The sequence below is a fragment of the Actinoplanes octamycinicus genome (genome assembly GCF_014205225.1).
Classification (GTDB): domain Bacteria; phylum Actinomycetota; class Actinomycetes; order Mycobacteriales; family Micromonosporaceae; genus Actinoplanes; species Actinoplanes octamycinicus.
In genome coordinates this window covers 1,277,454-1,293,609 of sequence record NZ_JACHNB010000001.1, presented here as the reverse complement: position 1 = coordinate 1,293,609, position 16,156 = coordinate 1,277,454, and the positions used below count along the sequence as shown (strand labels likewise).

The following is a 16,156-nucleotide window of genomic DNA, read 5'->3' as shown; positions in this document are numbered from 1 at the left end:
CCATGGCCAAGCGCATCGAGGCGAGCAACGTCTCCTCCTACTACGGCTCGTTCAAGGCGATCGACAACGTCTCGATGGTCGTCGAGCCGAAGACCATCACCGCCCTGATCGGCCCGTCCGGCTGCGGCAAGTCGACCTTCCTCCGGTCGATCAACCGCATGCACGAGGTCCTGCCGAACGCCCGGATCGAGGGCCGGCTCACCATCGACGACCAGAACATCTACGACCCGGACGTGGACATCACCGCGGTGCGTCGCATGATCGGCATGGTCTTCCAGCGGCCGAACCCGTTCCCGACCATGTCGATCTACGAGAACGCGGTGGCCGGCCTCAAGCTCAACGGGGTCAAGAAGAAGTCGATCCTGGACGACGCCGCGGAGAAGTCGCTGCGCTCGGCGAACCTCTGGGACGAGGTCAAGGACCGGCTGGACCGGCCCGGCGCCGGCCTCTCCGGCGGTCAGCAGCAGCGGCTCTGCATCGCCCGGACGATCGCGGTCGAGCCGCAGGTCGTGCTGATGGACGAGCCCTGCTCGGCGCTCGACCCGATCTCGACGCTGGCGATCGAGGACCTGATGTTCAAGCTGAAGGACCGCTTCACGATCATCATCGTCACGCACAACATGCAGCAGGCCGCCCGGGTCAGCGACAAGACCGGCTTCTTCTCGATCGACAAGACCGGCGAGCCGGGGCGTCTGATCGAGTACGACGACACCCAGAAGATCTTCAGCAACCCGTCGCAGAAGAAGACCGAGGACTACATCACCGGCCGCTTCGGTTGAGGTTGTCACAAGAGCGCCGATTTCCGTACGGGAATCGGCGCTCTTCGTTGTCTCACAGACTCAGCGTGGCGGTGCCGTCCGGCGCGACGTCGATCCGGGGCATCACCGGGCGGGCCGCGTCCCGGTGCTCGGAGGCGGCCACCACGCCCGGGATCGTGCCGGCCGCGGCGATCTGGTCCAGGGTGTGCCGGGTGGGCGGCAGCATCGGCAGGTCCGCCGAGTCGCGCGGATCCACCCAGGCGGTCCGGTCGGCCTCGCCGGAGACGTCCCGGGCCTCCTGCGACTCCGGCAGCAGCGCCGCGAAGAACCAGGTGTCGAACCGTTTCGGCTCGAACTCCGGGGTGATCCACCGGGCCCACGGCAGCAGCAGGTCGTCGCGCAGCCGCAGCCCCCGCCGGGCCAGCAGCTCGGCCATGGTCAGCTCGCGGCGCAGCACCGCCGCCCGGTCCGCCTCCCAGCTCGGATCGCCGGCGTCGGCCACCGTCCGGTCCGGCTCCGCGGCCGGGCCGGCCAGCACCACGCCGGCCTCCTCGAACAGCTCCCGGGCGGCCGCGCCGACCACCGCCCGGGCCTGCTCCTCGGGCACGCCGAGCCGGGCCGCCCAGTCGTCGCGCAGCGTCTCCGGACGGTCGGACGGGTCGACGGTGCCGCCCGGGAAGGCGTAGACGCCGCCGAACGCCATCGAGGTCATCCGGCGCAGCACGTACACCTGGAAGGCGTCGCCGGACGGCCGCAGCAGGACCACCGTGGCGGCCGGGCGGGCCGGGGCGGGCGGCCCGGTGAAATCCCGGGCCCTCTTCATCATCGCGGGCGGCAGTGGCATCGGCTCGGTCACCGGTCGATCGTGCCACCTTCCGGCTCCTTCAGGCGGCTCCCCGGGCACCGGATGAGCGATACCGTATGGATCATGACCGGACAGAACGTTCGCTGGGGCATTCTCGGTCCCGGCGGGATCGCCGCCACCTTCGCCGCCGACCTTCCGCTGGTGCCGGGGGCCGAGCTGGCCGCGGTCGGCTCGCGCAACCAGGCCACCGCCGACGCCTTCGCCGAGCGGTTCGGGTTCGCCCGGGCGCACGGGTCGTACACCGCGCTGGCCGCCGACGACGGGGTGGACGTGGTCTACGTGGCCACCCCGCACGCCTTCCACCTGGCCGGTGCGCTGGAGTGCGTCGAGGCCGGCAAGGCGGTGCTGGTGGAGAAACCGATCACGCTGGACCTGCCGTCCGCGGCCCGGCTGATCGAGGCGGCCCGGGCCAACCGCGTGTTCCTCATGGAAGCCATGTGGATGCGCTGCAACCCGGCCATCCGCAAGGCCGCCGAGCTGGTCGAGGAGGGTGCGATCGGCTGGGTCAGCGCGATCCACGCGGACTTCGGGCTGCAGGGGCCGTTCGCCGCCGAGCACCGGCTGCGCGCCCCCGAGCTGGGCGGCGGGGCGCTGCTCGACCTCGGGGTCTACCCGATCCACCTGGCCCACCTGTTCCTCGGGCTGCCGATCTCGGTGCAGGCCTGGGCACACCTCACCCCGGAACGGGTCGACGAGCACACCGGCGTCCTGCTCGGCTACCAGTCCGGCGCCGTCGCCGCGCTCACCTGCAGCATCAACGGCGCCAGCCGGAACGCCGCGTCGATCACCGGCACCGACGGCCGGATCGACATCCCGCCGGGCTTCATGGTGCCCCGCTCGTTCACGCTGAGCCGCCCGGAGAAGGCGCCGGAGACCTTCACCTTCGACTTCCCGGGCAACGGCTACCAGTTCGAGGCCGCCGAGGTGCAGCGCTGCCTGGCCGCCGGCGAACTGGAGAGCCCGATCGTCTCCCAGACCACCACCCTCGAAGTCATGAACCTCCTCGACTCCATCCGCGACCAGATCGGCGTGACCTACCCCAGCCTGCTCTGAGACCCGCCCGCCGCCCGATCCAGCCGACACCCCATACCGTTCAAACGCCTCATATACGCAGGTCCGCGGTGGTGCGGACCGCATGCTCCCGGCACCCCTCTGTCAAGGGGTTGGTGTGAGGGGTGTTTTAGGGTGGTGGTTGGCGGGTCCGGGTTGTGACTTTTCCGAAGTGTCGATCTTGGGGTTTGGGTCGGCCGCGCTGGAGTTCAGAGTCGCCCCCGTGTGTCCTCCCGGACCCGTCGCTGTCTGTTGTGCCGTGTGGTCGTCTTTGATCATTTGGCGGTAGACGGTGTCGGACAGGCGTCGTTTCAACGCTCGCATGGCTTCCATCGCGGTTTTGCCTTCGGCGCGTTTGCGCTGGTAGTAGGCGCGGCCGGGGGTGTCGAAGCGGAGCTGGGTGATGGCCATGATGTGCAGGACCCGGTTGATGCGCCGGTTCCCGGCCCGGTTGAGCCGGTGATGATGGTTGTCGCCGGAGGACACGTCGATGGGGGCGGTGCCGTTCCAGGTGGCGAAGTGCCCGCGGGTCGGGAAGCGGCTGATGTCGCCGATGTCGCCGAGCAGGCGGGCGGCGCCGGAGGGGCCGATGCCGTTGAGGCTGGTCAGCTGGGTGCCGGTGGCGGCCAGCACGGTCTTCAGCTGCCGGTTGGCTGCTTTGATCTTGGTGTCCAGGGTGGTGAGCTCGTCGGCCAGGTCGCCGGCCAGCTGATAGCGGGTGGCGGTGACGATGTCGCCGGCCGGGACGCTGACGCGTTCGAGCAGGGTGCGGGCCTGGTCGGTGGTCAGGTTCTTCTTCGCGCCGCCGGGGATCAGTTCGAGCAGTAGCTGGTGCAGCCGGTTGATGGTCTCGGTGCGGGTGGCGCCGAGCTGGTCGCGGCGGTCGGCCAGCAGCCGCAGCGCGACGGTGGCGCCGTCGGCGTGAACGCGGCGCAGGCCCGGGGTGCGCAGGGCGGTCACCGCGATGTGGTGCGCGTCGTGACCGTCGGTTTTACGGCCGTGCCCGGTGTCAAAGTTGCGGGCTTTCGCGGCGAGTTTCGCCGGGACGTCCAGCACGGTTTCGCCGTCGGCGACCAGCCGCTGGGCCAGGTGCCGGCCGATGCCGTTACAGCCCTCGACCGCCCACACCCGGCCGGCGTGACGGCGGCCGGCGGCGAGCATCTGCTGGTAGCCACCGGTGTCGGTGCCGTACCTGCCACGGGCCAGCACCTGTTCACGCTCGTTGATGATCTCGATCGTCGCGGACCGCTTGTGCGGATCGACTCCAATGATCAGCTGACCCATGTACCCGTTGACCTTCCCGTCGTCGCGGCAGAACCACACCAGCGGGAGGGCAACGCTACTTACAGCTGGGCAAACCCCTCTTCAGCCACTCCGCGCCACGGTGACCGGCAGGGTCCAAGCCGGGAGAGAGCCACACCCCGCCATATGAGTGGGCAGCGCGGGCCTGAGCACCCTACCGATCACCTCGACCAAGCCTGGCCGGGCCGCGGTCGTACACCAAATTCTCTTTAAGTAGCGCGGGCCGAGGACGGCGATCTGGCCGCTGCGCGTCCAAAGCGATCGCCGCCCTCTTCACTGTCCGCGGCTGGTCACCGAACCCCGCCCCGCCGCCCCGCCGCACCGCCCGCTCCGCTGCCCGCCCGCCGCATTGCCGCCCCGCCCCGCTGCCCGTGCTGCCGCCCTGCCGCCCTGCCCGCCCCGCCGCCCTGCCCGCCCGCGGCCTCGCCGTGTTGCCCGCGCTGCCGCGCCGCGTCAGCCGCTCTGTCCGCGCTGCCGCCCCGCCCGCCCCGCCGCCCTGCCCGCCCCACCGCCTCGCCGAGTTGCCCGCCCCGCCGTGTTGCCCGCACCGCCGCACCGCGTCAGCCGCTCTGTCCGCGCTGCCGCTCTGTCCGCGTGGTCGCGGTATCCGCGTGGTCCGCGCCATCGCGCTCTCTGCAAACCCCGCTGTCCGCGCCGCCGCTCTGTCCGGGTGATCGCGCGGTCCGCACGACTGCGGTTTCCGCGTGGTCGCGTGGTCCGACCGCCGCGCTGCCCGTAAACCCGCTGTCGGCACCGCCGCGCCGTCTGCACCACCCGGTATCCGCGCGGTCGGCCTATCCGCCCCACCGCATGTCCGCCCCACCGCATGTCCGCCCCACCGCATGTCCGCCCCACCGCATGTCCGCCCCACCGCATGTCCGCGCCGGCGCGTTGTCCACACCACCGCGTTGTCCACAGGCCACCCGCCGCGATTCGCGGAATCCGCCAGACTGTCCAGGGAAGGTCCCCCTGGGAGGGCGGGATCTGAGAGTGGCGCGGGTTTCGGATGTCCGGCGGCTTCGAGTCCGCGGTGGGCTGCGGATGTGCGGCGGGTTTCGAGAGCGACGCGGGCCTCGAATGCGCGGCGGGCCTCGTGCGGTTCAGCGCGGCGGGGCGGCCCGGAACGGCGTGCGTGGGGCGCGGGGGCGCGGGTGCTCGGAACGGCGTGCGTGGGGGCGCGGGGGCGCGGATGGCTGGGAGCGGCGTGCGTGGGGCGCGGGGTGGCTCGGAACGCCGTGCGTGGGGCGCGCAACGGCGTGCGCGGGCGGCGCGCAACGGCGTGCGTGGGGGCGCGGGGCGGCGCGGAACGGCGTGCGCGGGCGCGGGGCGGCGCGGAACGGCGTGCGTGGGGGCGCGGGGCGGCGCGGAACGGCGTGCGTGGGGGCGCGGGGCGGCGCGGAACGGCCTGCGCCGGCGCAAGGCGACGCCCGCGGGCGGGATCAGCCGAACAGGGGGCGGCAGACGAAGTACAGGAGGCAGGCCAGCAGGGCGGCCGCCGGGAACGTGGTGACCCAGGCGATGACGATGTTGCCGGCGACGTTCCAGCGGACCGCGCTGAGGCGTTTGGTGGCGCCGACGCCCATGATCGCTGAGGTGATGGTGTGGGTGGTGGAGATCGGCGCGTGCAGGACGAAGGCGTTGAAGTAGAGGACCGAGCTGGCCACCGTCTCGGCGGCGAAACCCTCGGACGGGCCCAGGTCGATGATCTTGCGGCCCAGGGTGCGGATGATCCGCCAGCCGCCGGTGTAGGTGCCGGCCGCCAGCATCGTGGCGGACGCCCAGTAGACCCACTGCGGGATGTGCGTGGTGTCATCCTGGAAACCGCCGGTGTAGAGCGCCAGCACCACGATGCCCATGGTCTTGGCGGCGTCCTGGGTGCCGTGCCCGACCGCCATCGCCGCGGCCGAGACGGTCTGCGCCATCCGGAAGCCGCGGTTCAGCTTGCCCGGGTGGCCGCGCCGGAACGTCCACATCAGCGCGATCATCGCGACGAAGCCGAGGATCAGCCCGACCACCGGCGAGAGGACCATCGGGATCAGGACCTTCTGCACGATGTTCATCCACTGCACGCTGCCCAGGCCGGCCACCAGGGTGGCGCCGACCAGCCCGCCGAAGAGCGCGTGCGAGGAGCTGGACGGCAGCCCGAAATACCAGGTGATCAGGTTCCAGGCGACGGCCCCGAGCACGCCGGCGAAGACGATGCCCAGGCTGGGGATGCCGGTGGGCAGGTCGACCAGGCCGTCACCGACCGTCTTGGCGACCTCGGTGCCCAGGTGCGCGCCGATGAAGTTGCCGACCGCGGCCATCCCGAGGGCCACCCGCGGGGTGAGCGCGCGGGTGCTGACACTGGTCGCGATCGCGTTCGCCGCGTCGTGGAAGCCGTTGGTGTAGTCGAACACCATCGCGGCGATGATCACCGCCAGGACGGCGACGAGTTCGGGTGACAAGGTTTTACGACTCCTTGACCGCGATGGTCTCGACCGTGTTCGCCACGTGCTCGAACGCGTCGCAGGCCGCCTCCAGCTCGTCGGCGACCTCCTTCATCTTCAGGACGGTCAGTGCGTCGTACTCCCCGGAGAAGAGCCGGACCAGCAGCATCCGGTAGGCCCGGTCGCCGTCGTTCTCCAGGCGGTTGATCTCGATCCAGTACTCCTCGAGACCCTTCATCGAGCGCAGCCGGGGCATCGCGTCCGACGTGATCTTCGCCTGCTGGTCGAGCACCGTGATCAGCTCGTGCATCTCCCGGGGCAGCGACGGCAGCTCGGTCAGGCCGTAGAGGTAGAGCAGGTTGCCGACCGCCTCCAGGTGGTCCATCACGTCGTCCAGCTGGGAGCCGAGCGAGTAGATGTCGGCCCGGTCGAACGGCGTGATGAAGGTGGAGTTGATCTTCTTGTACAGCTCGTGCGTGATCGCGTCGCTGTCGTGCTCCACATCGCTCAGCCGTTCGCTGACCGACTGGACGTCCACGCCGGGCAGAGCCAGCTCGTTGAGCAGCTCGGTGCCCTTCACCAGGTTCAACGAGGCCTTGGTGAAGAGGTCGTAGAAGACGCCCTCGACGGGGCGGAATGAGAACTTCACGGCACAGGACCTCGATCGACGGGTTTTTCTCGCATGATCTCCGCAGGCATGCTATCGGTCCACGGGTGTTCACCCGTTCGACACGGTCCCAAACCGGCGGAGATGCTTTGCGAGTCCGGAGATGTCGGCGTCGGCGATCACGTCCACTCCGGCGTGGATCAACTCGGACCAGATCGCCGTCCGGGCCCGGCGGGACGCGTCCGGCAGCCCGCCGACCCGGACCAGGTGGCCCTGATCGTGCGCGGCCTGGACCAGCGCGTGCAGCTGATGCCGCTCCTCGGCGGTGATCGGCTCCCGGCCGTCCCAGCCGAACCGGCGCGTCCACGGCTCGCTGAGCACCGGGACCAGGTCCAGCGGGGCCGGCCCGGCGTCCAGGTCGTCGAACGTGCCGTCGGCGAACGCGTACCGCACCGGCTGGGCGGCGAGCAGCTCCCGGACGTTGACGATGCCGGCCACCGTGACGGTCACCACGCCCGGCGTCACCTCGCCGCCGGCGCTGCGGCTCAGCAGCGGCGCGTGGTCCCGCAGCTGCTGGTCCAGCATCCGATAGGCGCGCAGCAGCGACTCGGTGTCCCGGCCCGGCCCGGCGAACTCGACGACCAGCTGGAACGGCGCCCGCTGATCGCTCCACAGCCGGCCGGCGCTGGCCTGGGCCCGGGTGAACAGGGGGGCCAGCACCAGCCGGCGCAGGGTGCGGCCGGGCCGCGGGTCGCCGGGACCGAGGAACAGCTCGCCGTGCGGCCCGGGGGTGACCCGGACGGTCATCCCGCCGAGCCCGAGCCGCAGCACCATCGGCAGCGGGTCGGTCAGCCGGTCCGGCACCAGGGCGTGCCCGGCGGTCAGGCAGGGCCGGGGCCGGCGGGCCAGGGCGATCGACATGGCGCCGCCGGCGCCGGCGAGTCCGGCCAGGCTGCCCGCGAGAGTCGCCATGTCCTGCACGTGCGCTCACCACCCCATTTACGGTAAAAATCCCGTTTCATACTGTGGCACAGGTGATACCCCAGCCTGGGCAAGCCGCGCAGAATGTGCCCATGCTGTCGCCTGCCGTGCACGAGTTCGAGGCGCACCGGTCCTACCTGACGGCGGTCGCCTTCCGGATCCTCGGCAACCGGGCCGAGGCCGAGGACGCGGTGCAGGAGGCCTGGCTGCGCTTCGCGCAGCAGAGCGACATCCGGGATCCGCGCGGCTGGCTGACCACGGTCACCTCACGGATCTGCCTGACCCAGCTCACCTCGGCTCGGGTACGCCGTACCGCCTACCCCGGCGAGTGGCTCCCGGTCTTCGCGGTCGACCCGGACGCCGACCCGGCCGGCCACGCCGAGCGCGCCGACCAGGTCGGGATGGCGCTGCTGGTGGTGCTGGAGCGGCTCACCCCGGAGCAGCGGGTGGCGTTCGTGCTGCACGACGCGTTCGGGGTGCCGTTCGAGGAGGTGGCCACGGTGCTGGACAGCACGCCCGCGGCGGCCCGGCAGCACGCCTCCCGGGGGCGGCGGGCGGTGACCGAGGGCGGGATCCGGCACACCGCCGGGCCGGCCGAGCAGCGGCGGGTGCTGACCGCTTTCCTGGCGGCGGCACAGAGCGGCGATTTCCGTACGCTGGCCGCGGTCCTGGCCCCGGATGTCGTCGCGATCAGCGACGGCGGCGGGGTGGTCCGCAGCGCGCTGCGGCCGATCCACGGCGCCGAGAAGGTGGGCCGCCTCTTCCACGGCCTGCTCACCCACCGGATGGCCACGATGACCGAGGTCGAGGTGGCGCCGGTGCTGGTGGCGGGCGGCGCCGGGATGCTGCTGCGGGGCCGGATGGACGGGGCCCCGGTGCGCAGCGTGCTCACCGTCGCCGTCGACGACGGGCGGATCACCGGGATCTTCCTGCAGCAGAACCCGGAGAAGGTCTTACTGGGTGACCTCTAGCAGGTGCTTGCGGTAGTGCGAGGCGAACGGCTCGGTGCCGTCGCCCAGCCGGTCGAGCAGCAGCCGGGCGGCCGCGTTCGCGTGGCCGACCAGGTCCTCCGGGTAACCGAACAGCGTCCGGTGCTCCTCGAACTCGTCCTCGTCGCGCAGCTCGACCAGCCCGGTCTCGCGGCGCCGGACCACGTCCAGGTCGAGGTCGACGATGTGCACCGTGTCACCCTCCCAGCGGGCCGGGGTGGTGATGTCGCAGTAGACCTCGCTGGTCCGCGGCGGCGGGTTGAACATCCCGGTCCACCAGGCCTGATGCGGGATGAGCAGGACGAACGGGATCTGCTCGACGGACGGGCGGCCGTGGTAGACCGACGCGGTGCCCTGCGTCACGCCGACCCAGACGCCCAGGTCGTCCTCGGCCAGCCGGCGGGCCGGATAGTCGCGATGCGCCGAACCGTCGTACTTCGTGTAGATGACCCGGACCATCTCGCTCGGCATGGGTGCACCCTAACGGTGCACCGGTTCTGTCGGTGGTCCCGGGTACGGTTCCTGGGTGCCCGCAGCTACCAAGAAGAAGGCGACCGCCGGAGAGCTCCTCGCCGCCGCCGTCGGCGCCGTCCCCGGCGGCTCCTCCCGCCCAGGTCAGCAGGCCATGGTCGAGGCGATCGACAAGGCCGTCAAGGACCGGACGCACCTGCTCGTCCAGGCCGGCACGGGCACCGGCAAGAGCCTGGGCTACCTGACCCCCGCGCTGCTGGTGGAGGGCCCCGTGGTGGTCTCCACCGCCACCCTCGCCCTGCAGAACCAGCTGGTCGAGCACGACCTGCCCCGGCTGGCCGCCGCGGTCGAGCCGGTCCTCGGGCGCAAGCCGAGCTTCGCCGTGCTGAAGGGCCGGCACCACTACCTCTGCATGGCCAAGCTGGAGCACGCCGACTCCGAGGCGGCGCCCACCGACACCCTCTTCGACGACGCCCCGGCGCCCAAGGCCGGGCAGTGGCTGGGCGAGGCCGGCAAGATCGGCAAGCAGGTGGTCCGGATCCGGAAGTGGGCGGACAAGACCCAGACCGGCGACCGGGACGAGCTGGACCCGGGTGTGGACGACAGCGCCTGGCGGGCGGTCTCGATGCCGGCCCGGGACTGCGTCGGCGCCGCCAAGTGTCCGTACGGGCAGGAGTGCTTCGCCGAGGCGTCCCGGGTGCGCGCCCGCGAGGCCGACATCGTGGTCACCAACCACAGCCTGCTCGCCGTCGACATGCTCGCCGAGCGGCACATCATCCCGCCGCACAAGCTGCTGGTCGTCGACGAGGCGCACGAGCTGGCCGAGCGGGTCTCGTCGGCGTCGCAGGCCGAGCTCACCCCGGACGCGATCGAGCGGGCCGGCCGCCGGGCCCGCACGCTGGTCCCGCCGGCCGCCGCCGAGGCGCTCGCCGAGGCGGCCGACGCGCTCACCGTCGGCCTGGCCGACGTGTCGGCCGGCCGGCTCACCGACGGGCTGCCGGAGCCGCTCCGTCAGGCGGTCACCCTGCTGGAGACGGCCACCCGGGCCGGCCTCACCGCGATCGGCGACATCAAGTCCGACGATCCCGACCCGGTTCGCAAGCAGCAGGCCAAGGCGGTCCTCGACGAGCTCTCCACGACCGCCCAGCGGCTGCTCGAGGAGGACGACTTCGACGTGGCCTGGGTGGAGAAATCCGACCTCGGCTCGGGGCGGCGGGCGCTCGTGGTGGCCCCGCTCTCGGTGGCCGGCACGCTCGGCCAGGCGCTCTACTCGGACCGCACCGTGGTGGCCGCCTCGGCGACGCTGACGCTGGGCGGCCGGTTCGACACCGTGGCCCGCTCGCTCGGGCTGCCGGTCGCCACCGCGGAGGCGTCCTCCGGGGACGGCTGGACGTCGCTCGACGTCGGTTCCCCGTTCGACTATCCGAAACAGGGGATTCTGTACGTCGCGGCGCACCTGCCCCGGCCGATGGCCTCCGGCCTGTCCGACGCCGCCGGCGAGGAGCTGCTGAAACTCGTGCAGGCGCTGGGCGGGCGGACGCTCGGGCTGTTCTCCTCACGCAAGGCGGCCACCCAGGCAGCCGAGCTGCTGCGGGCGAAAACCGACCTGCCGATCCTGCTGCAGGGCGACGAGACCCTGCCGATCCTGGTCCGCAAGTTCCGGGAGGAGCAGGCCAGCTGCCTGTTCGGGGTGATGTCGCTCTGGCAGGGCGTGGACGTGCCCGGCGACTCCTGCCAGCTCGTGGTGATCGACCGGCTGCCGTTCCCGCGGCCGGACGAGCCGCTGGCCGCCGCCCGCGCGGCCGCCGCCGACGCGGCCCGGCCCGGCTCCGGGTTCGCCTCGGTGAGCGTCCCGATCGCCGCGGTCCGGCTGGCTCAGGGCGTCGGCCGGCTGATCCGCTCGACCGGCGACAAGGGCGTGGTCGCGGTCCTCGACTCCCGTCTGGAGACGGCCCGCAGCTACGGCACGTTCCTGCGCAGGTCGCTGCCCCCGTTCTGGTACACGACGCGGTCCGAGGTCGCCATGGGCGCCCTCGCCCGCCTCGCCAAGAGCTGAGGAGACCCCGGTGAAACAGATCGCCTGCACGTTCCTGGTCGGGGTGGGCGGGGCGCTGCTGCTCCAGCTGCGCGACGACAAGGCGCCCTACTACCCGGACGTCTGGGGGCTGCCCGGCGGGGCGATCGAGGACGGCGAGACGCCCGGCGAGGCGGCGGCCCGGGAGCTGTGGGAGGAGGCCCAGGTCCGGGCGGAGGGCGAGCTGACCCTGTTCGCGCGGCAGGAGCTGCCGGCCGAGGGCCGGGTGAAGCACTACTTCTTCGGGCGGACCACGGCCACCCAGGCCGACGTCGTGCTCGGCGAGGGCGCGGCGATGGTGTTCGTGCCGGGGGACGAGGTGCCCGGGCGGCCGTTCACGCCGGGGACGGCGGAGATGATCGCGCGCTTCCTCGACTCCGAGGAGTACCGCGCGGCGGTGGCCGGCGCGGCCTGAGGCGGTCCGGCTCGCCGGGGTGCTCCGCTGACGGAGGGTTCGATTCGCGGAGCGTGGTTCGGGGGCGGCGGTGGTTAGGCGGGCTGTTCGGGGCGTGTCACCATGGCTGCCGTGACGGCGCCGGGAGAGACGATCGGGACGCCGGTGACTCCGCCGCGTCGGGAGCGCCGGTGGCGCTGGCCGGTCGCGGTGGTGGCCGGGTGGGTCGTGGCGCTGACCGGGATCTCGTGGTGGTCGGTGCGCAACGATCCGGCGACCGTGCCGGAGCAGCAGGACCTGCGGGCGGCGACGCCGGCGCTGCGGGCGGCGACCGGGACGGTGCTGGCCGCCGCGCAAAGCGGGCCGTGGGTGGTCCGGCTCGGCGCGCCGCGGACCGGGACGTGCGAGCTGACCCCGGTCCGGGACGGGGCGAGCGCCGGTCAGGACGTGTTCCTCTACGTGCCCGAGGGGCAGGCCCGGACCGCGCTGGACGCGGTGGCGGCGGCGCTGCCGGGCGGCTATCGGGCCGCGGTGGTGCCGACCCGCGCGGGGACCCGGTTGTCGCTGTTCGCCGATGCCGGGGACTTCATCGCGATCGAGGCGCGGGCGCAGGCCGCCGATCAGGTGCTGACGCTGACCGTGGACACCGGGTGCCGGCCCGGGACGCCGGGCGACGCCGGTGCGGCCGGCACGGCGCCGGGGGAGCCGGCGCCGGCCACGCTGACCGAGACCGTGGCGGCGCTCGGCGGGCCGGCCGGCGGGGGCGTCTCGGTGCAGGCGGTCCGGTGCCCGGCGGGCGGGACGGCGGCCACCTACCGGGCGACGGCCGGCCCCGCCGCGGACGGGCCGCGCGGGGTGCCCGGCGGGGTGACGCCGGTGTGGGCCGGGGCGGGCGGATGGGCGTACCGGAAAGGGCCTGAATCGGTCGTCGTCGACGCGTCCGGTGAGCGGTTGCAGGTCAGCGTGACCACCGGGTGTCGTGCCTGACGCGCAGCGTCAGTAGACGAGGGCCTGCGCGCCGTCCGACATGATCTCCTCGACGAAGACCGCGGCGCCGGCGATCCGGATGCCGGGCAGCACGTCCGCCGGGCCGATGTCGCGGCGGGCGGCGCACTGCGTGCAGGCGGTGATCCGGCCGGCCTCGAGCAGCACCTCGATCAGGTCGGGCAGCGGCGCGGCGTGCGGCAGCTCGAACTCGGCGGCCCGGCCGGGCAGGGCGAACCAGGTGGACTCGCCGGTCAGCCAGAGCGACACGTCGATCCCGGCGGTCGCGGCCGTGGTCGCCACGTTGAACGCCTGGTTGCAGCGTTCCGGGGCGTCGGCGCCGGCGGTGGCCTTGACGACCAGCAAACGTGCCATACGGGCCAGCATAAGATGGGCCGGACATGGTTACGGAGATCGGGTTCGTGAGCCTGCTGGTCGCCGGGATGGGCGCGCTGGCGGGCGGTTTCGGCTATTTGGCGATGCGTATTTCGAGGGGGCGTTGGTGAGCGGCGAGCAGGACAACCCATTGGGGCCGCCGCCGTGGCTGAACGCCCCGCCGGTCGACGCCTATCCCTACGAGGACACCCACGACCTGCGGGTCGGTCCCGACCTGCACCCGTCGCTGCTCGGGCTGCTGCCGTTCGTCGGCCTGTGGCGCGGGCGGGGCCAGGGCGGATTCCCGGCGGAGGAGGACTACAACTTCGCCCAGGAGATCCGGATCAGCCACGACGGGCGGGACTTCCTGCGCTACGAGTCGCGGGCCTGGCTGCTCGACGACGAGTCGCAGCCGCTCGGGCAGGCGCTCACCGAGTCCGGCTTCTGGCGGCCGGTGCTGGTCGACGGCCGGCCCGGCGACGAGATGGAAGCCACGATGATCCGGCCGGACGGCGTTGCCGAGCTGTACCTCGGCAAGGCGGCGACCACCCGGCTGGAGATGGGGACGGACGCGGTGGCGTACACGCCGTCCGGGCTGCACGTCACCGGCGGGCACCGGCTGTTCGGGATCGTGGACGCGGCGCTGCTCTACGCGCACGAGATCTCGATCGACAACAGCAAGCTGACGCCGCACATGTCGGCGCGGCTGCTCCGGATCGGCGGCTGAGGGACGCGTCTTTCGACGGGGAGCCGGTTGTCGGCTCCCCGTCGCACTCCCGCGGAGCCGGTCGGCGGCTCTCTTGACAAACCATTCCCGCTGCCGCGACACCGCCCGCACCCTTACAGATCTTTTTCCGGTACGACCGGCAGCCCTGTGGCGGCCGGCCCGCGATGCCCGGCCCGCTCCCGACCGCTACGCGTGTCGTGCGGGTCCGTGGGCACATCGCGAGGCCCCACCTGGCCACGGCCGCGACGCGAGTCATGGCGTCCGCCGTCCGCAATACCGTGCGTCGCGCCGCAGCCGTGCGTTGCTGGCCGGAATCGTGCGTCGCGCCGCAACCGCGCCCCGGCCGTAGCCTCGCGGTGTCCCCGAGGCGGACCCGCACGACACGCGCCACGGCCGTGCCCGGGCCGCAGCCTCGCGGGCCGGTCGCACAGAACCCCCAGTCGTACCAAAAAATGATTCGCAACAGTCCGAGCGGCAGCGAGAAAGCCTCTGGTCACCGCCGCAGCCGCCACGAACGGCCCGGCTGGCTCCCATGGGTGTGTCAATGCGCTTGACACACCCATGGGAGCCAGCCGGGGATCGCTCGCCGTGGCCGCTACCTCGACCAGCCGCGGGGCACCGCGCCGCACTCCCCAAGAACGCACCCGCAGCGGGTTGTCCACACACCCCGCGGCGGTTGTCCACAGGGTGCTCGCGGGATCTTGGCCGTTTCCGCCACGATGACCGATGGGCTGGCGCCCCCTGGGCGGGCGGGGACTCAGGAGTGGGGACCGGCGAGTTGCGACTGGCGGGTGGCGACGTGCCGGTTGCGACGGCGAGTTGGGACCTGCGGGTTGCGACCAGCGGGTTGCGACGGCGATGGGGGACTTGCGGGTTGCGACGGCGAGTTGCCACTGGAGAGTTGCGACCGCGAGTGGGACATGCGGGTTGCGACGGGTGAGTTGGGGCGCTGACGAGCGGGCTCAGAAGCCGAGCAGCCTCAGGAACCGGGCCGTCCACGGCGATCGCTTCCTGTTCACCCCGTCGAGCGTGACCACCTCGGCGAGACCGCGGACGGATGACGTGAGCCAGATCGTGTCCGCCGCGGCCAGCTCCGGCAGCGTGATCATTCGCTGGACCGGGCGCAGGCCCACCGACGGCGCCAGCGACAGCAGGTGCGCGGCGGTGATGCCGGGCAGGATGCCGGCCTCCTCCCACGGGACGGTGCCCAGCTCGTCGCCGGCCAGCCAGACCACCGACGCGGTCGGGGCCTCCAGCACCTGCCCCTCGATCGCGGTCCAGATCACGTCGTCGGCCCGGTGCCGGGCCGCCCAGCGGCGGGCCGCGAAGTTGGTGCCGTAGGACAGCGTCTTGGCGGTGGACAGCGACCACGGGGGCTGCCGCCCGGCGGACACGCCGAGGCCGGCGCTGAGCACCCGGATCCCGTCCCGGCGTTCGCGCAGCACCTGCTCCGGGATCGGGGTGACGCCGACGTGGAACAGGTTCCGGGTGTAGATGATCCGCATCACACCGGTCTGGCCGGCCGGGGGCGTGACCGGGGGCGGCGGGGGCAGGCCGAGCAGCGCGGCGGACCTTGCCAGCCGGTCGAGATGCTGGTCGAGCAGCCAGGGGCCGGACGGGCGCAGGTGCAGGGTCTCGAACACCCCGTCGCCCATCAGATCGGCCGGGGACACCAGGATCTGCTCGTTCATCACCGTGAAACTAGCGAACTATGCTCGTGGGGTGTCCGCCACTTCGCTTGCCGCCATGCTCCGCGAGCGCGGCCTGCGGCTCACCCCGCAGCGCCAGCTGATCCTGGAGGCGGTGCACGAGCTCGGTCACGCGACCCCCGAGACGGTGCACAACGCGGTCCGGGAGCGGGTCGCCGGCGTCAACATCACCACCGTCTACCGGACGTTGGAGCTGCTGGAAGAGCTCGGCCTGGTCAACCACACCCATCTCTCGCACGGTTCGCCGACCTACCATCCGGCCGGCGAGGACCAGCATGTGCACCTGGTCTGCCGGTCCTGCGGGTCGATCGAGGAGATGGATCCGGCGGTGCTGCTGCCGGTCTGTGACCGGCTGCGCGACGAGCGCGCCTTCCGGGTCGACGTCGGGCACGTCTCCCTGTTCGGGGTCTGCGGCAAGTGCAAGGAGTCGGAGTGACCGTG

Annotated in this window: 17 protein-coding genes; 9 read left to right on the top strand and 8 right to left on the bottom strand. The window is 72.4% G+C overall.

Going from position 1 to position 16,156, the window contains the following annotated elements:
* Positions 1-2 precede the first annotated feature (2 nt).
* Positions 3-779 (top strand): phosphate ABC transporter ATP-binding protein PstB, encoded by a 777-nt coding sequence (gene pstB / locus BJY16_RS05785; protein ID WP_185038080.1) that lies wholly within the window; start codon positions 3-5, stop codon positions 777-779.
* A 52-nt stretch (positions 780-831) separates the two neighbouring features.
* On the opposite strand, the gene BJY16_RS05780 is transcribed toward pstB, so the two are convergent.
* Entirely contained in the window at positions 832-1,602 is a 771-nt protein-coding gene (locus BJY16_RS05780; protein WP_373873438.1) for an NUDIX hydrolase, read from the bottom strand.
* Between the two features lie 84 nt (positions 1,603-1,686).
* Here BJY16_RS05780 and BJY16_RS05775 point away from each other — a divergent pair, with 84 nt between their 5' ends.
* Complete coding sequence (locus BJY16_RS05775) at positions 1,687-2,676, top strand: Gfo/Idh/MocA family protein (protein WP_185038079.1); 990 nt, start codon at positions 1,687-1,689, stop codon at positions 2,674-2,676.
* A 102-nt stretch (positions 2,677-2,778) separates the two neighbouring features.
* Here the strand turns inward: BJY16_RS05775 and BJY16_RS05770 are convergent, their stop codons facing one another.
* From BJY16_RS05770 to BJY16_RS05755, 4 genes are all read right to left on the bottom strand, one after another.
* Positions 2,779-3,996, bottom strand: coding sequence for an IS110 family RNA-guided transposase (locus tag BJY16_RS05770; protein WP_311775284.1), 1,218 nt, complete (start codon positions 3,994-3,996; stop codon positions 2,779-2,781).
* Between the two features lie 1,418 nt (positions 3,997-5,414).
* On the bottom strand, positions 5,415-6,422 hold the full coding sequence (locus tag BJY16_RS05765) for an inorganic phosphate transporter (protein ID WP_185038078.1): 1,008 nt from the start codon (positions 6,420-6,422) through the stop codon (positions 5,415-5,417).
* Between the two features lie 4 nt (positions 6,423-6,426).
* Positions 6,427-7,053 (bottom strand): DUF47 domain-containing protein, encoded by a 627-nt coding sequence (locus BJY16_RS05760; RefSeq protein WP_185038077.1) that lies wholly within the window; start codon positions 7,051-7,053, stop codon positions 6,427-6,429.
* A 69-nt stretch (positions 7,054-7,122) separates the two neighbouring features.
* Entirely contained in the window at positions 7,123-7,983 is an 861-nt protein-coding gene (locus BJY16_RS05755) for a PI-PLC domain-containing protein (RefSeq protein ID WP_185038076.1), read from the bottom strand.
* 101 nt (positions 7,984-8,084) lie between these two features.
* Between BJY16_RS05755 and sigJ the strand changes: the two genes are divergently transcribed.
* On the top strand, positions 8,085-8,963 hold the full coding sequence (sigJ, locus tag BJY16_RS05750) for an RNA polymerase sigma factor SigJ (protein ID WP_185038075.1): 879 nt from the start codon (positions 8,085-8,087) through the stop codon (positions 8,961-8,963).
* Here sigJ and BJY16_RS05745 read toward each other — a convergent pair.
* On the bottom strand, positions 8,946-9,452 hold the full coding sequence (locus tag BJY16_RS05745) for a DUF402 domain-containing protein (protein WP_185038074.1): 507 nt from the start codon (positions 9,450-9,452) through the stop codon (positions 8,946-8,948). The genes sigJ and BJY16_RS05745 overlap by 18 nt on opposite strands.
* Before the next feature lie 55 nt (positions 9,453-9,507).
* Here BJY16_RS05745 and BJY16_RS05740 point away from each other — a divergent pair, with 55 nt between their 5' ends.
* The 3 genes from BJY16_RS05740 to BJY16_RS05730 all read left to right on the top strand — a co-directional run bounded on the left by BJY16_RS05740 (position 9,508) and on the right by BJY16_RS05730 (position 12,907).
* A complete protein-coding gene (locus tag BJY16_RS05740) occupies positions 9,508-11,508 on the top strand; it encodes an ATP-dependent DNA helicase (protein WP_185038073.1) in 2,001 nt (666 codons plus the stop codon).
* Positions 11,509-11,518: 10 nt separating this feature from the next.
* Positions 11,519-11,941, top strand: a complete 423-nt coding sequence (locus tag BJY16_RS05735; RefSeq protein ID WP_185038072.1) for an NUDIX hydrolase — start codon at positions 11,519-11,521, stop codon at positions 11,939-11,941.
* 111 nt (positions 11,942-12,052) lie between these two features.
* A complete protein-coding gene (locus BJY16_RS05730) occupies positions 12,053-12,907 on the top strand; it encodes a hypothetical protein (protein ID WP_239177207.1) in 855 nt (284 codons plus the stop codon).
* A 9-nt stretch (positions 12,908-12,916) separates the two neighbouring features.
* Here the strand turns inward: BJY16_RS05730 and BJY16_RS05725 are convergent, their stop codons facing one another.
* Positions 12,917-13,291: a DsrE family protein gene (locus tag BJY16_RS05725; RefSeq protein WP_185038071.1), complete on the bottom strand. Its 375-nt coding sequence runs from the start codon at positions 13,289-13,291 to the stop codon at positions 12,917-12,919.
* Between the two features lie 14 nt (positions 13,292-13,305).
* On the opposite strand from BJY16_RS05725, the gene mtfM reads away from it, so the two are divergent.
* Both mtfM and BJY16_RS05720 read left to right on the top strand, forming a co-directional pair.
* Positions 13,306-13,410, top strand: coding sequence for a small membrane protein MtfM (mtfM, locus tag BJY16_RS48300; RefSeq protein ID WP_275408060.1), 105 nt, complete (start codon positions 13,306-13,308; stop codon positions 13,408-13,410).
* Complete coding sequence (locus tag BJY16_RS05720) at positions 13,407-14,006, top strand: heme-binding beta-barrel domain-containing protein (protein ID WP_185038070.1); 600 nt, start codon at positions 13,407-13,409, stop codon at positions 14,004-14,006. Before mtfM ends, BJY16_RS05720 begins: the two co-directional genes overlap by 4 nt.
* Positions 14,007-14,968: 962 nt before the next feature.
* Here BJY16_RS05720 and BJY16_RS05715 read toward each other — a convergent pair.
* A complete protein-coding gene (locus BJY16_RS05715) occupies positions 14,969-15,697 on the bottom strand; it encodes an aminotransferase class IV (RefSeq protein ID WP_185038069.1) in 729 nt (242 codons plus the stop codon).
* Positions 15,698-15,728: 31 nt separating this feature from the next.
* On the opposite strand from BJY16_RS05715, the gene BJY16_RS05710 reads away from it, so the two are divergent.
* Positions 15,729-16,151, top strand: coding sequence for a Fur family transcriptional regulator (locus BJY16_RS05710; protein ID WP_185038068.1), 423 nt, complete (start codon positions 15,729-15,731; stop codon positions 16,149-16,151).
* Positions 16,152-16,156: the final 5 nt, after the last annotated feature.